This is a genomic window from Streptomyces sp. R21, assembly GCF_041051975.1.
Taxonomy (GTDB): domain Bacteria; phylum Actinomycetota; class Actinomycetes; order Streptomycetales; family Streptomycetaceae; genus Streptomyces.
Genome location: NZ_CP163435.1, coordinates 3,272,553 through 3,287,285, shown reverse-complemented (window position 1 = coordinate 3,287,285; position 14,733 = coordinate 3,272,553). Strand labels below are relative to the sequence as shown.

17 protein-coding genes and 1 riboswitch are annotated in these 14,733 nt (G+C 70.9%); of the genes, 9 read left to right on the top strand and 8 right to left on the bottom strand.

Features of this window, described 5'->3' with window-relative positions; translation table 11 throughout:
• Positions 1-19: 19 nt before the first annotated feature.
• Positions 20-631, top strand: coding sequence for an ADP-ribosyltransferase (locus AB5J56_RS14610; protein ID WP_369233144.1), 612 nt, complete (start codon positions 20-22; stop codon positions 629-631).
• Here the strand turns inward: AB5J56_RS14610 and AB5J56_RS14605 are convergent.
• Positions 585-1,256, bottom strand: a complete 672-nt coding sequence (locus tag AB5J56_RS14605) for a GNAT family N-acetyltransferase (RefSeq protein WP_369233143.1) — start codon at positions 1,254-1,256, stop codon at positions 585-587. The two genes, AB5J56_RS14610 and AB5J56_RS14605, sit on opposite strands and share 47 nt — an antisense overlap.
• Positions 1,257-1,302: 46 nt before the next feature.
• On the opposite strand from AB5J56_RS14605, the gene AB5J56_RS14600 reads away from it, so the two are divergent.
• Positions 1,303-2,247: a MerR family transcriptional regulator gene (locus AB5J56_RS14600; RefSeq protein ID WP_369233142.1), complete on the top strand. Its 945-nt coding sequence runs from the start codon at positions 1,303-1,305 to the stop codon at positions 2,245-2,247.
• Between the two features lie 67 nt (positions 2,248-2,314).
• On the top strand, positions 2,315-2,527 hold the full coding sequence (locus AB5J56_RS14595; protein WP_327431872.1) for an EF-hand domain-containing protein: 213 nt from the start codon (positions 2,315-2,317) through the stop codon (positions 2,525-2,527).
• Between the two features lie 78 nt (positions 2,528-2,605).
• Here AB5J56_RS14595 and AB5J56_RS14590 read toward each other — a convergent pair whose 3' ends face one another.
• Positions 2,606-3,526 carry an AraC family transcriptional regulator gene (locus AB5J56_RS14590; protein WP_369233141.1) on the bottom strand — a complete coding sequence of 307 codons (921 nt, stop codon included), beginning with the start codon at positions 3,524-3,526 and terminating at the stop codon, positions 2,606-2,608.
• A 101-nt stretch (positions 3,527-3,627) separates the two neighbouring features.
• On the opposite strand from AB5J56_RS14590, the gene AB5J56_RS14585 reads away from it, so the two are divergent.
• On the top strand, positions 3,628-4,623 hold the full coding sequence (locus AB5J56_RS14585) for a zinc-dependent alcohol dehydrogenase family protein (RefSeq protein ID WP_369233140.1): 996 nt from the start codon (positions 3,628-3,630) through the stop codon (positions 4,621-4,623).
• 87 nt (positions 4,624-4,710) lie between these two features.
• The gene (locus AB5J56_RS14580) at positions 4,711-5,391 is read left to right on the top strand and encodes an NADPH-dependent F420 reductase (protein WP_369242547.1); all 681 of its coding nucleotides are present in this window, start codon (positions 4,711-4,713) and stop codon (positions 5,389-5,391) included.
• A gap of 13 nt (positions 5,392-5,404) precedes the next feature.
• Here the strand turns inward: AB5J56_RS14580 and AB5J56_RS14575 are convergent, their stop codons facing one another.
• Positions 5,405-5,947 carry an MOSC domain-containing protein gene (locus AB5J56_RS14575; RefSeq protein ID WP_369233139.1) on the bottom strand — a complete coding sequence of 181 codons (543 nt, stop codon included), beginning with the start codon at positions 5,945-5,947 and terminating at the stop codon, positions 5,405-5,407.
• Between the two features lie 44 nt (positions 5,948-5,991).
• Positions 5,992-6,552: a glycoside hydrolase family 25 protein gene (locus AB5J56_RS14570; protein WP_369233138.1), complete on the bottom strand. Its 561-nt coding sequence runs from the start codon at positions 6,550-6,552 to the stop codon at positions 5,992-5,994.
• Between the two features lie 194 nt (positions 6,553-6,746).
• Between AB5J56_RS14570 and AB5J56_RS14565 the strand changes: the two genes are divergently transcribed.
• Positions 6,747-7,307 (top strand): hypothetical protein, encoded by a 561-nt coding sequence (locus AB5J56_RS14565; RefSeq protein WP_369233137.1) that lies wholly within the window; start codon positions 6,747-6,749, stop codon positions 7,305-7,307.
• Between the two features lie 29 nt (positions 7,308-7,336).
• Here AB5J56_RS14565 and AB5J56_RS14560 read toward each other — a convergent pair whose 3' ends face one another.
• The 4 genes from AB5J56_RS14560 to gcvT form a co-directional block, all read right to left on the bottom strand.
• Entirely contained in the window at positions 7,337-8,704 is a 1,368-nt protein-coding gene (locus AB5J56_RS14560) for an L-serine ammonia-lyase (protein ID WP_369233136.1), read from the bottom strand.
• An 81-nt stretch (positions 8,705-8,785) separates the two neighbouring features.
• Complete coding sequence (glyA, locus tag AB5J56_RS14555; RefSeq protein ID WP_369233135.1) at positions 8,786-10,048, bottom strand: serine hydroxymethyltransferase; 1,263 nt, start codon at positions 10,046-10,048, stop codon at positions 8,786-8,788.
• Positions 10,049-10,063: 15 nt separating this feature from the next.
• The gene (gene gcvH, locus AB5J56_RS14550; protein WP_369233134.1) at positions 10,064-10,441 is read right to left on the bottom strand and encodes a glycine cleavage system protein GcvH; all 378 of its coding nucleotides are present in this window, start codon (positions 10,439-10,441) and stop codon (positions 10,064-10,066) included.
• A 142-nt stretch (positions 10,442-10,583) separates the two neighbouring features.
• Positions 10,584-11,702 (bottom strand): glycine cleavage system aminomethyltransferase GcvT, encoded by a 1,119-nt coding sequence (gene gcvT / locus AB5J56_RS14545; protein WP_369233133.1) that lies wholly within the window; start codon positions 11,700-11,702, stop codon positions 10,584-10,586.
• A gap of 159 nt (positions 11,703-11,861) precedes the next feature.
• Positions 11,862-11,971, bottom strand: a riboswitch (glycine riboswitch).
• 140 nt (positions 11,972-12,111) lie between these two features.
• Here gcvT and AB5J56_RS14540 point away from each other — a divergent pair.
• The 3 genes from AB5J56_RS14540 to AB5J56_RS14530 all read left to right on the top strand — a co-directional run bounded on the left by AB5J56_RS14540 (position 12,112) and on the right by AB5J56_RS14530 (position 14,690).
• Positions 12,112-12,831, top strand: coding sequence for an AAA family ATPase (locus AB5J56_RS14540; protein ID WP_369233132.1), 720 nt, complete (start codon positions 12,112-12,114; stop codon positions 12,829-12,831).
• A 117-nt stretch (positions 12,832-12,948) separates the two neighbouring features.
• Entirely contained in the window at positions 12,949-13,713 is a 765-nt protein-coding gene (locus AB5J56_RS14535) for an enhanced serine sensitivity protein SseB (RefSeq protein WP_369233131.1), read from the top strand.
• Positions 13,714-13,892: 179 nt separating this feature from the next.
• Positions 13,893-14,690, top strand: a complete 798-nt coding sequence (locus AB5J56_RS14530) for an enhanced serine sensitivity protein SseB C-terminal domain-containing protein (protein WP_369233130.1) — start codon at positions 13,893-13,895, stop codon at positions 14,688-14,690.
• The last annotated feature ends 43 nt before the right edge of the window (positions 14,691-14,733 follow it).

Sequence of the window (14,733 nt, the reverse complement as noted above, 5' to 3'; positions counted from 1 at the left end):
AGACGAGAGGGTGCTCTCCATGATCACCATCTCGTCTCTGCGGCGGCGTACCGCTGCCGTGGTCCTGTCCGTCTCGGCCGTCTTCGCGACCTCCGCCGCGACCCTCCCCACCGCCTCGCCCCTCACGCACGCCGTATCCGCAGCGCCCTCCTGCCCCCAGTTCGACGACCCGGTGAAGGCCGCCGCCGACCGCCGTGTGGACGTCGGCCGCATCACGCCCGAGCCCGTCTGGCGCAAGACGTGCGGCACGCTCTACCGCAGTGACGGCCGCGGCCCGTCCGTCGTGTTCGAGCAGGGCTTCTACCCCAAGGACGTCCTGACCGGCCAGTACGACATCGAGCAGTACGTCCTGGTGAACCAGCCCTCGCCGTACGTCTCCACGAGCTATGACCACGACCTGTACAAGACGTGGTGGAAGAGCGGCTACAACTACTACATCGACGCCCCCGGCGGCGTGGACGTGAACAAGACCATCGGCGACACCCACAAGTGGGCCGACCAGGTCGAGGTCGCCTTCCCCGGCGGGATCGCGCGCCAGTACATCATCGGCGTCTGCCCGGTCGACAAGACGACCAAGACCGAGATCATGAGTGACTGCGAGAGCAACCCGTACTACGAGCCCTGGCACTGAGCAGCACCTCGGAGCCGACGGGACGATAACCGGCCGCCTGGAACGCCCGCATACTGCGGGCGTTCCCTGCCGAGATCTGCGCCCACACCGGCTCACTCCCGCTCAACTGCCGTGCCGCCAGCGCGAGTTCGCGTCCGAGGCCGCGATGCCGTACACCTTCCTCCACCTCGACCGCGACCTCCAGCCGCCCGGCGACCCCACGCCCCAGGACGAGCAGGCCGCCCCCCTCCGTGGTCCACACCCGCACGTCGTCGCGCCGCTTGCGGGAACTTGCGACCCTCGGGTGGTCAGGGTCCGCGATCTCCCGCAGGCCGAGCGAGGGCTCGCCAGGCAGCGGAGAACCCACCGTCATCACGTCGATCGTGTCGCTCCCGCGCCCCGTGCGGTCCATGAGGGCGGCCAGGAAGCGGGCGTTCATGGTCGCGGCGAGGGCGTCGCAGTCGACGGCGCGCAGGGTGTCGTGGACCCAGTCCGGGTCCTCGTCCGTGGCGATCACCGTGTGCGCGGTGAAGGCGAAGACCCCCGCGTCCCGATGGCAGGCCTGCGGCACGACGGTCGTAGCACCGTTCGCCGGAGGGAAGACACCGCGGGCGGCCGCGTCGAGAATGTCCCGCAAGGTCTCCATCGCGCTCCTTGAGTCTCCACCCACTGGAAGGCCCAGACTCGCAGACATGCTGCACCATCCGGGGGGAGACCCCCCAGACCCCCCGTACGACGGCACCGCCCTTTTCACCATCGGCGAGCTGGCCCGCGCCACCGGTCTGACCGTGCGGACCATCCGCTACTGGTCCGACGAGGGCGTCCTGTCCCCGGTGACCCGTTCCACGGGCGGCTACCGCCTCTACGACGCCGAGTCCGCCGCCCGCCTGGAACTGATCCGCACCCTGCGCGAGCTGGGCCTCGGCCTGGCCGACGTGCGCAGGGTGCTGGACGGAGAGCGGACGGTGGCGGAGGTCGCGGCGGCGCACGTGGTGGCACTGGACGCACAGATCAGCTCCCTGAAGCTGACCCGTGCGGTGCTGTCGTCCGTGGCGCGACGCGGTTCGACCGCAGAGGAGATGACCCTGATGAACAAACTGGCGCGGCTGTCGGCGGCCGAGCGCAGGCGGATCATGGAGGAGTTCGTGGAGGAGATGTTCCGTGGGCTCGACACCGTGGATCCGGACATCCGCGAAAGGATGCGGAACACGGCGGTGAACCTGCCGGACGACCCGACGCCCGAGCAGGTCGACGCCTGGGTGGAAGTGGCCGAGCTGGTGCAGGACCCGGAGTTCCGGGCCCAGATGCGCGGGGCGGCCGAGCTCAATCACGCCGACCGGAGGCCCGAGACGCCGGCCGGGGCGTCCAGGTGGTTCGCCAAGCGGCTGGTCGAGCTGGTGGGGAAGGCGCGGGAGCACGGGATCGGGCCGCAGGCGCCGGAGGCCGAGAGGGTGCTGCGGGAACTGTTCGGCGACGCCGACCGCGCCGAGGTCCTCATACGCATCAGGGCGACCCACAATGTCCGGCTCGCCCGCTACCGCGAACTGATCGGGACGCTCAAGCAGACGCCCGTGAAGTCCCACGCGGAGGAGTTCGCCTGGGTGGTCGCCGCGCTGGAGGCTCGCGCGGCCAGCTAATCTGACCTGCGCCGGTAACACGGTGAGACAGCAAGACACTCAGGTACGACGAAAAGGGGCGGATCCGGTGGCGGACATCGAGGAAGCACGCAAGCAGTTCGAGCGGATCGACACGGACGGCGACGGCTCCATCACGGCCGCCGAGTTCAAGACCGCCCTCGCCCAGGGCGGCGACTGGAACGTCACCGAGTCGGTGGCCGAGGCGATCATCGCCAGCCGCGACCTCAACGGCGACAAGGTCCTCTCCTTCGACGAGTTCTGGGCGCACCTGAACAAGTGACCCGCCCACGAGGGGGCGCCGACCGGACTCCGGTGGGCGCCCCCTCGGCATGTCCGGCGGTGGCGGCTGCGGCGGCGGTCAGGAAGCCCGCTTCCGGTACTGGCCCGGTGGCACCCCGTACTCCCGTTTGAAGGCCTTGGCGAAGGCGAACTCCGATGTGTAGCCGGTGCGTTGGGCGACGAGACGGAGCGGGAGGTCGTCCGTGCGGAGCAGCCGCCCGGCGGTGATCATGCGCCACCAGGTCAGGTACGTCAGCGGGGGCTCGCCCACCAGGGTGGTGAAGCGGCGGGCGAAGGCCGCGCGGGAGAGGCCGCCGCGGGCGCCGAGTTCCTCGACCGTCCAGGGGCGCGACGGGTCGCCGTGGACGGCGCGCAGGGCCGCCGCGACGGCCGGGTCGGCGAGGGCGGCCGACCAGCCCGTGGGGTGCCCGCCGCCGTGCCGCTCGCGCTGCCACCAGGCCCGCAGGATGTACAGGAGGAGGGTGTCCAGCAGGGAAGTGACGATCGTGTCCGCGCCCGGCTGCGGCTCCTCCAGCTCCATGCCGAGGAGTTCGACGGCGGCGCGCAGCGAGCGGTGCGCGCCGATGCGGGTGGGGAGGTGCACCACCTCCGGCAGCTCGGCGAGGAGGGGGTGGGCGCGATGCCGGTCCAGTTGGTACGCGCCGCACAGCATCACGGTCGTCGGGCCCGACTCGTCTGTCGCGGGCGGAAGCCGGGGCCAGCGGCCGTCCGGGCCGAGCCGCACCTCCTCCAGCGGTACGTCGAGACCGCTGGCCAGTGCGTGCCCGCGCCCGTGCGCCAGGAACACCACGTCCCCGGGGCCGACCGCCACCGGTTCGCCGTCCGCCGGGATCAGCCACGCCGAACCCTGCAGCACCACATGGAACCCGGCCCCGTCCGAGGCCTCGAAACGCATGCCCCAGGGCGCGTGCTTGTCCCGGCGTGAGGAGTGCGGGCGCCCGGTGCGCATGGCGGCGATGGCGTCGCTGAGTACGTCCATGCCCGTACCGTAACCCGCCGACGCCCCGGCGAGACGAACGGACAGGAAAGGGAGACAGACAGGCATGGTTCGTCTCGCAGCCGCCTTCTAGCGTCGACGGCATGACTTCAACTACCGCCCGTGCAGTGCTCTTTCACGAACTCGGCGGCCCGGACGTCCTGAAGGTCGAGGACGTCGAGCTGCCCGCACCCGGCCCCGGCGAACTCACCGTCCGCGTCGAGGCGTTGGGACTCAACCGCGCCGAAGCCCTTTACCGTGCCGGGACTTATTACTACCAGCCGACCCTGCCCGCCTCCCGCAACGGCTACGAGGCCGCCGGCACCGTCGAGGCGGTCGGCGAGGGCGTGAGCACCCACGCGCCAGGCGACCCCGTGATGGCGGCGGCCAACTTCGAACTCAGTGCCCACGGCGTCTACGGCGACCGGATCCTGCTGCACGAGAGCGCCGTGGTGCCCCGGCCCGCCGGAGTCGACGCGGTCACCGCGGCCGCCGTCTGGGTCACCTACTCCACGGCGTACGGCGCCCTGCTGCGGACCGCGAGCATGCAGCCCGGCGACCGGGTGCTGGTCACCGGCGCGTCCAGCGGCGTCGGCACCGCCGCCCTCCAGGTGGTCCGCCGCGCCGGCGCGATCCCGATCGCGACCACCCGCACCGACGACAAGCGGCAGCGACTGCTCGACCTCGGCGCGGACCAGGTGATCGTCACCGAGCGCGAGGACGTCGTGAAGGAGACCAAGCGGCTCACGGACGGCCGCGGCGTCGACATCGTCCTCGACGCGATCGGCGGCCCCGGCTTCGCCGCCCTGGGCGACGCCGTCGTCCCGAACGGCACCCTGATCAGCTATGGCTGGCTCTCCGGGATCCCCACCCAACTCCCGATGAACTGGCCCCTCACCGTCCACGGCTACGCCAACCCGAACGTCTCCCGGACCGCCGAGGGCCGCCGCCGCGCCTCCCACTACATCAACTCGGGACTGGCCGACGGCACCCTGCGCCCGGTGATCGCCGAGGTCTTCGACGGCCTCGACGCCGTCCGGGACGCCCACCGGCTGATGGAGTCCAACACGCACACCGGCAAGATCGTGGTGCGGATCTGAGGACCGTCACTCATTCGCCCGGCACTCCGGAATAGGTCGTGCGCCCCCGGGGTTGATGCCTGCAGTCGGACATATGCACGTGCATCAATCCCGGAAGGGTCTGTCATGAAGATCGGCATCATCGGAGCGGGCAACATCGGCGGCAACCTGGCGCGGCGGTTCACCGCCGTCGGTCACGAGGTCGCCATCGCCAACTCGCGCGGACCTCAGACCCTCACCGCGCTGGCCGAGGAGACGGGCGCGACGGCCGTACCGGTCGAGGAGGCCGCGCGCGGCGCCGAGATCGTCGTCGTCACCATCCCGTTGAAGGCCGTACCGGACCTGCCGGACGGCGTCCTCGACGGGGCGGCCGAGAACGTCGCCGTCATCGACACCGGCAACTACTACCCGCAGCAGCGGGACGGCCGGATCGACGCCATCGAGGACGACGGCCTGACCGAGAGCCGCTGGACCGCCCAGCAGATCGGCCACACGGTCATCAAGGCCTTCAACGGCACCTACGCCCAGGACATCCTGGACCGCCCGCGCCCGGCCGGCGCCCCGGACCGCATGGCCCTCCCCGTCGCGGGCGACGACGCGGCCGCCAAGCAGCGCGTGCGGGACCTGATCGACGAGATCGGCTTCGACACGGTCGACGCCGGGGGCCTGGACGACTCCTGGCGCCAGCAGCCGGGCACGCCCGTCTACGGCCTCCAGGAGGGCCTCGACGCGGTGACCAAGGCGCTGACGGAGGCACCGCAGGAGCGCCCGGCGGACTTCCGCGGATAGTCCCTGCCGGGAGCTAGACGATTTCCTGCGGCCGGTGCGGTCCGTCCGGCAGCTCGACCTTGATCGAGTCCCCGGGCCGGACCGTGCCGCCGGTCACGACGACGCTCATGATCCCGGACTTGAAGCGGACCTTGCCGTCCTCGCCCCGGCCGACGACCTGCTTCAGCAGGCCCTGCCGGAAGGTGTCGATCTGCGCGCAGGGATTGCGCAGCCCGGTCACCTCCACGACAGCCTCCTCCCCGAGGTGCAGCAGTGTGCCGACGGGCAGCCCCAGCAGGTCGACGCCCCGCGTGGTGACGTTCTCGCCGAGCTGCCCCGCCGCGACCTCGAACCCGGTCTCCCGCAGCTCGTCGAACAACTCCTCGTGCATCAGGTGCACTTGACGCAGGTTCGGCTGCGAGGCGTCCTTCTCCATCCGGAAACGGTGCTTCACCGTCGTACCGGCATGCACATCCCCCTCCACCCCGAGCCCGGCGAGCAGCACGATGCTTTCCCGGTTCGGCTTGGTGAACGAGTACGACCCGTTGCTGCTGACCGCGGCGACTGCCCCACCCATGTCGTGACGCTCCCCTCTGACCTGCGGCCCTGTCGAACCGCAGGTCAGAGGGTAACGCTCGCCCAATCCCGCAGGGCCGCCCGGTCGGCGAAGTCGGCGACGTTCCGGTCCACCGGGTCGTCCGTGTACTGGTGGAAGCGCCACGGCGCCCGGATGCGCGGCTCGCCCGCTGTGACGTAGTCGGCTATCCAGAGGCCGTCGCCGGCGTACGAGGTGGTGTCGATGTTCAGCCAGTAGCTTCTGTTGCAGTAGAGCAGGACCCGGTGCGCCGGCCGCAGCTCCTTCACCTTGCGGAGGAAGCGGTCCTTCTCCGCGTTGGAGGCGTGGGTGCCCTCGCTGGTCGTCTCCCAGTCGACGGCGAGGATGTCGCCCGCCCGCTCGGGGGCGTGGGCGACGAAGTACTCCGCCTGGGCGGTGAGGTTGCCGGGCCACAGGAAGTGATAGAAGCCGACGACGAGGCCGGCGTCGCGGGCGCGCTTCGTCTGGGCGCTGAGCTTCGGGTTGACGTACGAACGGCCCTCCGTCGCCTTGACGAAGACGAAGGAGAGACCGGAAGTGGCGTACGAGGACGACTGATACGCGCTGACGTCGATGCCGCGGAGCATGGGGACTCCTTCAAGTGCCGGTGGGGGACAGCAGTTGACGGCTGCATCATGCCCCGAACCGGCACGGGCGATCCGTCCGCGCCGAAGCGGAGGCCTGACATACATCGAAGGATGCAGGCGGAGGTCGTCATCGCCGACGACGCCCACCTCCCGCGCGGACCCGAGGATGAGGAGGTACGAGGGAGGAGCCCGACGTGATCGTCACCCTGATCGTCATCTGCGAGGTCAGCTTCTGGGTGCTGCTGGCCGCCGGGCTCACCGCCCGCTATCTCTTCAAGCTGCGGCGCACCAGCGTGGCGTTGCTGCTGTGCGAACCGCTGCTGGAACTCGTCCTGCTGATCGCGACCTCGGTCGATCTCCGCAACGGCGCCGAGCCGGGTTGGCAGCACGGCCTCGCCGCCGTCTACATCGGCTTCACGGTCGCCTACGGCCACTACACGATCTCCCGGCTCGACGGTTGGGCCGCGTACCGCTTCGCCGGCGCGCCGCGGCCGCCGAAGCCGCCGAAGTACGGGATGCCGCGCGCCCGTCACGAGGGCGGGCTGTGGCTGCGTACGCTGCTCGCGGGGGCGGTCGCCTGCGGCCTTCTGCAGCTGGCGATCCTGTACGTGGGGTCCGCCGAGGACGCCGCCGACGCCCTGCGCCTGTGGCAGCTCTTCGCGCTGCGCACGATCGGGATCCACGGCGTCATCGCGGTCACCTACCTGCTCTGGCCGAAGAAGGCACCGGCCAAGGCCTCATCGAGGCCTCGCTGACCTCCGCCAAGCGCCCGGGTCCCGCCCCCTCAGCACTCGATGATGTTCACCGCGAGCCCGCCGCGCGCCGTCTCCTTGTACTTGACGGACATGTCCGCGCCCGTCTCCTTCATGGTCTTGATGACCTTGTCGAGGGAGACCTTGTGGGAGCCGTCGCCGCGCATGGCCATGCGGGCGGCGGTGACGGCCTTGACCGCTGCCATGCCGTTGCGTTCGATGCAGGGGATCTGGACGAGGCCGCCGACCGGGTCGCAGGTGAGGCCGAGGTTGTGCTCCATGCCGATCTCGGCCGCGTTCTCGACCTGCTCGGGGGAGCCGCCGAGGACCTCGGCGAGGGCGCCCGCCGCCATCGAGCAGGCGGAGCCGACCTCGCCCTGGCAGCCGACCTCGGCGCCGGAGATGGAGGCGTTCTCCTTGAAGAGCATGCCGATGGCTCCGGCGGCGAGCAGGAAGCGGACGACGCCGTCCTCGTCCGCGCCCGGGATGAAGTTGATGTAGTAGTGCAGGACCGCGGGGATGATGCCGGCCGCGCCGTTCGTGGGGGCCGTCACCACGCGGCCGCCCGCCGCGTTCTCCTCGTTCACCGCCATCGCGTAGAGCGTGATCCACTCCATGGCGTGTGCCAGCGGGTCGCCCTCGGCGCGCAGCTGGCGGGCCGAGACGGCGGCGCGGCGGCGGACCTTCAGGCCGCCCGGCAGGATGCCCTCGCGGGACATGCCGCGGGACACGCAGGCCTGCATGACACGCCAGATGTCGAGGAGCCCCTCGCGGATCTCGTCCTCGGTGCGCCAGGCCCGCTCGTTCTCCAGCATCAGCGCGGAGATCGACAGGCCGGTCTCCTTGGCGACGCGCAGCAGCTCGTCGCCGGTGCGGAAGGGGTACTTGAGGACGGTGTCGTCCAGCTTGATGCGGTCCTCGCCGACCGCGTCCTCGTCGACCACGAAGCCGCCGCCGACCGAGTAGTACGTCTTCTCCAGCACGAGTGCGCCGGAGGCGTCGTACGCGAAGAGCGTCATGCCGTTGGCGTGGTACGGCAGGGCCTTGCGGCGGTGCAGGACCAGGTCGTCGTCGTAGGAGAAGGCGATCTCGTGCGTGCCGAGCACGTTCAGGCGCCCGCCGGTGCGGATCGTCTCCACGCGCGCGTCGGCGCCCTCCACGTCCACCGTGCGCGGTGAGGCGCCCTCCAGGCCGAGCAGCACCGCCTTCGGCGTGCCGTGCCCGTGCCCGGTCGCGCCCAGCGAGCCGTACAGCTCTGCGCGTATCGAGGCCACCGGGTCGAGGAGGTCCTCGTTGCGCAGGCGGCGGGCGAACATACGGGCTGCGCGCATCGGGCCGACCGTATGGGAGCTGGACGGGCCGATGCCGATCGAGAACAGGTCGAAGACCGAGATGGCCACGGTGACTCCTCAAAGCAGGGTGGAACACGGGGTGGGGCACCGCGCACACTCCAGTGTGCGGGGTGCCCCCGTAAAGCGGTACTACTTGCCCAGACCGGGGTACAGCGGGTGCTTGTCGGCCAACGCGGACACCCGGGCCTTCAGGGACTCCACGTCGTACGCGGGCTTCAGCGCCTCGGCGATGATGTCCGCGACCTCCGCGAAGTCCTCGGCCGCGAAGCCACGGGTGGCCAGCGCGGGAGTGCCGATGCGCAGGCCGGAGGTGACCATCGGGGGACGCGGGTCGTTCGGGACCGCGTTCCGGTTGACGGTGATGCCGACCTCGTGGAGGCGGTCCTCGGCCTGCTGCCCGTCCAGCTCGGACTCACGCAGGTCGACCAGGATCAGGTGCACGTCGGTGCCGCCGGACAGGACGTTCACGCCCACGGCGCGCACGTCGTCCTTCAGCAGCCGCTCGGCGAGGAGCTGAGCGCCCTCGACCGTACGGCGCTGGCGCTCCTTGAAGTCCTCCGAGGCGGCGACCTTGAAGGACACCGCCTTGGCCGCGATCACGTGCTCCAGGGGACCGCCCTGGAAGCCCGGGAAGACCGAGGAGTTCAGCTTCTTCGCGAAGTCCTTCTTGGCGAGGATGATGCCGCCGCGCGGGCCGCCCAGCGTCTTGTGGGTGGTGGAGGTGACGACGTCCGCGAACGGCACCGGGTTCGGGTGCAGCCCCGCCGCGACGAGGCCGGCGAAGTGCGCCATGTCGACCCACAGGAAGGCCTCGACCTCGTCCGCGATCCGGCGGAACTCGGCGAAGTCCAGCTGGCGCGGGTACGCCGACCAGCCCGCGATGATCACCTTGGGGCGGTGCTCCTTGGCGAGCCGCTCGACCTCGGCCATGTCGACCAGGCCGGCGTCGTCCACGTGGTACGCGACCACGTTGAACTGCTTGCCGGAGAAGTTCAGCCGCATCCCGTGGGTCAGGTGGCCGCCGTGGGCCAGGTCCAGACCGAGGATGGTGTCACCGGGCTGGGCCAGCGCGAACAGGGCGGCCTGGTTGGCGGAGGCGCCCGAGTGGGGCTGCACGTTGGCGTACTCGGCGCCGAACAGCTCCTTCACCCGGTCGATGGCGATCTGCTCGGCGACGTCGACGTGCTCGCAGCCGCCGTAGTAGCGGCGGCCGGGGTAGCCCTCGGCGTACTTGTTGGTCAGGACCGAGCCCTGGGCCTCCATGACCGCGACCGGAGCGAAGTTCTCCGAGGCGATCATCTCGAGGGTGGACTGCTGACGGTTCAGCTCGGCGTCGACGGCGGCGGCGACGTCCGGGTCCAGCTCATGGAGGGACTGGTTGAGAAGCGACATGGGTTCTACGACTCCTTAGCCGGCGGAGAAGGCGGTGTACTCGTCGGCGGAGAGCAGGTCGTCCGGCTCACCCGTGATCCGTACCTTGAACAGCCAGCCACCCTCGAAGGGCGCGGAGTTCACCAGCGACGGGTCGTCCACCACGTCCTGGTTGGCTTCGATGACCTCGCCGGTCACCGGGGCGTACAGGTCGCTGACCGACTTGGTCGACTCCAGTTCGCCGCAGGTCTCGCCCGCGGTGACCGTGTCACCGACCGCCGGAAGCTGGGCGTAGACGACGTCGCCGAGCGCGTTGGCCGCGAACTCGGTGATGCCGACCGTCGCGACGCCGTCCTCGGCGACCGACAGCCACTCGTGCTCCTTGCTGTAACGCAGCTGCTGGGGGTTGTTCATGGCCTGAATTCTCCTGTACGCGGGGGAGTGCTGGTGAATGGGGGACTGCTGGGGCTGCTGGTGAGCAGGGACAAGGCGCGGTGGAGCGCCCGGCGGTGTCCGGACCGCGCCGATGGCCGGGCCCGGACCCCGCCCAGTCTCTCTACTTCTGACGCTTGTAGAACGGCAGCGCCACGACCTCGTACGGTTCGTGGCTGCCCCGGATGTCCACGCCGACTCCGGCGGTGCCCGGCGCGGCGTGCGCGGCGTCGACGTACGCCATCGCGATCGGCTTGCCCAGCGTCGGGGAGGGCGCTCCCGAGGTGATCTCGCCGATGACCTGGCCGTCGGCGACCACGGGGTATCCGGCGCGCGGGACGCGGCGGCCCTCGGCGATCAGGCCGACGAGGACGCGCGGCGGCTCGGAGGCGGCGCGCTCGGCAGCGGCTTCCAGGGCCGTACGCCCCACGAAGTCGCCCTCCTTCTCGAACTTCACGACGCGGCCGAGACCGGCGTCGAACGGCGTGAGCGAGGTGGTCAGCTCGTGCCCGTACAGCGGCATGCCCGCCTCCAGGCGCAGCGTGTCGCGGCAGGACAGGCCGCACGGGACGAGGCCCACCGGGGCGCCCGCGTCCGTCAGCGCCTGCCACAGCTTCTCGGCGTGCTGCGGCTCCACGAACAGCTCGAAGCCGTCCTCGCCGGTGTAGCCGGTGCGCGCGATGAGGGCGGGGACGCCGGCGACCGTGCCGGGCAGGCCCGCGTAGTACTTCAGGCCGTCGAGGTCGGCGTCGGTGAGCGACTTGAGGATGCCGGGGGACTCGGGGCCCTGCACGGCGATCAGGGCGTACGCGTCGCGATCGTCGCGCACGAGGGCGTCGAAGCCCTCGGCGCGCTCGGTCAGCGCGTCCAGCACGACCTGGGCGTTGGAGGCGTTGGCGACCACCATGTACTCGGTGTCGGCGAGCCGGTAGACGATCAGGTCGTCCAGGATGCCGCCGTCCGCCTGGCAGATCATGGTGTAGCGGGCCCGGCCGACACCGACCGAGGCGATGTTGCCGACGAGCGCGTGGTTGAGGAGCGCGGCGGCCGCGGGACCGGTGACGGTGATCTCGCCCATGTGGGAGAGGTCGAAGAGACCCGCCTTCGTGCGCACGGCGAGGTGCTCGTCGCGCTCGGAGCCGTACCGCAGGGGCATGTCCCAGCCCGCGAAGTCGGTCATCGTCGCGCCGAGCGAGCGATGCACGGCATCGAGCGCGGTGAGACGGGGTGCGTTACTGCTCATCGGTGGGGCTCCCAAGGCATGACGGCAAGGCAAGACGGCGAGGCGTTCCTCCCCATCTGTCATCGGAACCTGAGAGGTTCATCAAGACCCCGCGAAACGGTGGTCCTGACTTGCACCTTGGGTGGAGCCACTGGAGAGCGGCCCGCTTTTCAGATGTGCCTCGCCCGCGCGGTAACGGGGCCTGAGAGATTCAAGGGAGGGACTTGCTCCTTCGGCGCCCGGGTACCCGTACGAGCAGTACGGTCCCGGAACTCTCCCGCGCGGATTCAAGCGGCCGGTATGCAGTTGGCGGGCACATCATTGCACGCGCCGTCCGGTGACGTCAGCCCGCGGCTGTAACCCGCCTGTGGCAGTCCGCGTACGGAAACAGGAAGCGCCGCGCATTACCTTCTCTTTACACTCGACGGGGATGGGGATCTCCAGACCCAAGGGGAGGACGATCACGGTGAACAGGACCTCGGCATACCGGACCTCGGCGTACGCGACGACCTCGGGCGTCGCGCTGCCCGAGCAGCCCGCCGCCCCGGCCCGGGAGGCGTACGGTTCGCGGCCGGTGGCCGTCGTCCGCGATCTGCGCGAGCGCTCCGGCCGCAGCCCGCACGGTCTGCGCTTCGGCGCGGCCGACCTCGTCGTCGTCACCGGTCTCCCCGGCAGCGGGAAGTCGACCCTGATGCGCCGCGCCGTCACCGGCCCCCGCATCGACTCGCAGGACACCCGCGACCGCTGGGACGAGCGGCTGGCCCGCCGGCTGCCGTACGCCGTCTACCGTCCCCTCGTCCGGCTCGCGCACTACGCGGGCCTGCGCCGCGTGCTGCGCTCCGGCGCCGGGGCCGTGGTCCACGACTGCGGTACGCAGGCCTGGGTGCGCCGCTGGCTGGCCCGCGAGGCCCGGCGCCGCGGCGGCACCCTGCACCTCCTGCTGCTCGACGTCACCCCGGGCACGGCCCTGGACGGCCAGCGCGAGCGCGGCCGGGGCGTCTCGCGGTACGCGTTCGCCCGCCACCGCGGCGCGGTCACCCGGCTGCTGCGCTCCGTGGAGAAGGGCGACCTCCCGGAGGGCTGCGGCTCGGCGGTGCTCATGGACCGGGACGCGGCGGACGTGCTGCGGCGGATCGACTTCGGCGGCTGACCGGTCGGGGGCGGGGCCGGTCGTACGACGGCCGATCGGCCGTACGGCGCCTGGGGGTTCGTACGAACCCATTAACCTTTCCAGCCGGAACAGTGGTTCGGAGCAGGCGGTAGGCAGATGGACATCCCGGCACAGGCACATCCCCATCCGCACGGCGGATGGCCCGGCAACGAGCTGGAGGAGGTGCTCGCCGCCTCTCTCGGCATCCCCGGGGCCGGCGGCCGCCTCGTCGAGGTCCTCGGCCGCAGCTTCCTCTGGATCCCGCTGCCCAGCGGCGGTGGCCCGCACCAGGGCCCGCTGGACCTGCCCACGATGGAGATCGAGGGCCAGGCGTACGTGCCCGTCTTCAGCTCCGAGGAGCAGTTCCGCCAGGTCGTGGGCAGCCATATGTCCTACACGATCGCGCCCGCCGTGGAGTTCGCCCGCGGGCTGCCCCCGCAGATCGGCATCGCCGTGAACCCGGACGGCCTGGTCGGCGTACCGCTGCCGCCCCTCGCGGTCGCCGAGCTCTGCCGTGCGGGGCGGACCCCGCTGGACGGGGCCGCGAGCGGTGGGCGCGTGCGGCTGTTCGAGCCGGACTGGCAGGAGGACCCGGTGGACTTCCTGGCCGCGGCCTCGGCGGAGTTCGCGGAGAGCGGCGTCGTGCTGAGCGCCCGCCGCTGCCTGGCCGCCATCGAGACCTCCGACCCGGTGATGTTCATCGGCGTCGAACTGTCCTCCTGGGAGGCCGACCGCACGCTCGTGCTGGACGCGCTGGGCCGCGCGCTGGGCCGGGTACCGGTGGGCCGCCCGGTGAACATGGTGTTCATGGACGTGGCACAGGACCCGGTCGGAGACTGGATGCGCGAGCGCGTGCGGCCCTTCTACCAGCAGGGCTACTGACCGTTCGACTCCAAGGACCGCGGCCACGGGGAAAGTGGTGAGGACACCTCCCTCGGTGTGCGTCAAGTCGCTGTCAGGATCGCCGCTTAAGCTGGTTTCATGGCTCGGTCGAAATGTTGACGAGTTCGGCGTGATGTCGGCTGTGATGTCGTGATGGTGGAGCGAAGGGGCGGTTGAAGGTGAGCGCGTCGGGCACGGCTGCGGCCGGTCAGGTCGAGCACATGCTGCGCCAGGTGACGCCCGGGCGTTACGACGCCTACGAGGCGCTTCTTCGCGCGCTCGCGACCCCGTCGTCCGGCCAGGTCTGGATGCTGCTCTGGCACGGCCAGGCAGGATCCCCGGACGCGCAGTACGGGAACATGGAGGTCGGCGGGTACGGGTACGCGCCGTGCGTCACCTCCGCCCAGGAACTCTCCGCCAGCGGCTGGAACCGCTCCTACGAGGTCGTCGACGGCCTCGACGTCGCCCGCACGCTCTACCCCGACCACTTCGGTCTCTGGCTGAATCCGCACGCCCCCGGCGGTGGCGTCGGCATTCCGTGGCTGGACCTGCGCCGGATCGCCACGGGCCTGGAGCGGCAGCCCGCGGGCCCGCTCCGGCTCTCCGAACCGGGCATCGAGATCCCGCAGTTCTACGGCCTGCTCACGCAGAACGCGCACCGCACCTCCGCCGTGCGCTCGCTGCGCCGCGCGTGGGTGCAACCCGCGCACGGGGCGCCGTATCTGGCCATCGGTCTCGACGTGTACGACACCTCGCCGCCCGCCGTGGACTCGGTGCGGGCGATGATGCAGCAGTCCATCTCCGCGGTGCCGGACGGGCTTCCCGTCTCGACCGTCGCGATGTCCGACGAGTACGACCCGGTGGCGATGTGGCTGCGGGCCAACGCCCGGCCGTTCTACGACCGCGAGGCGCACGTCGCTCCGGCGCAGGCCCAGGCGCCGGCCGCCGGTGGATACGGATACCCGCGGGCCTACTGACGTTCAGAGTCCCTGCCCCTTCGCGGAATCCAAGCCCCTGACC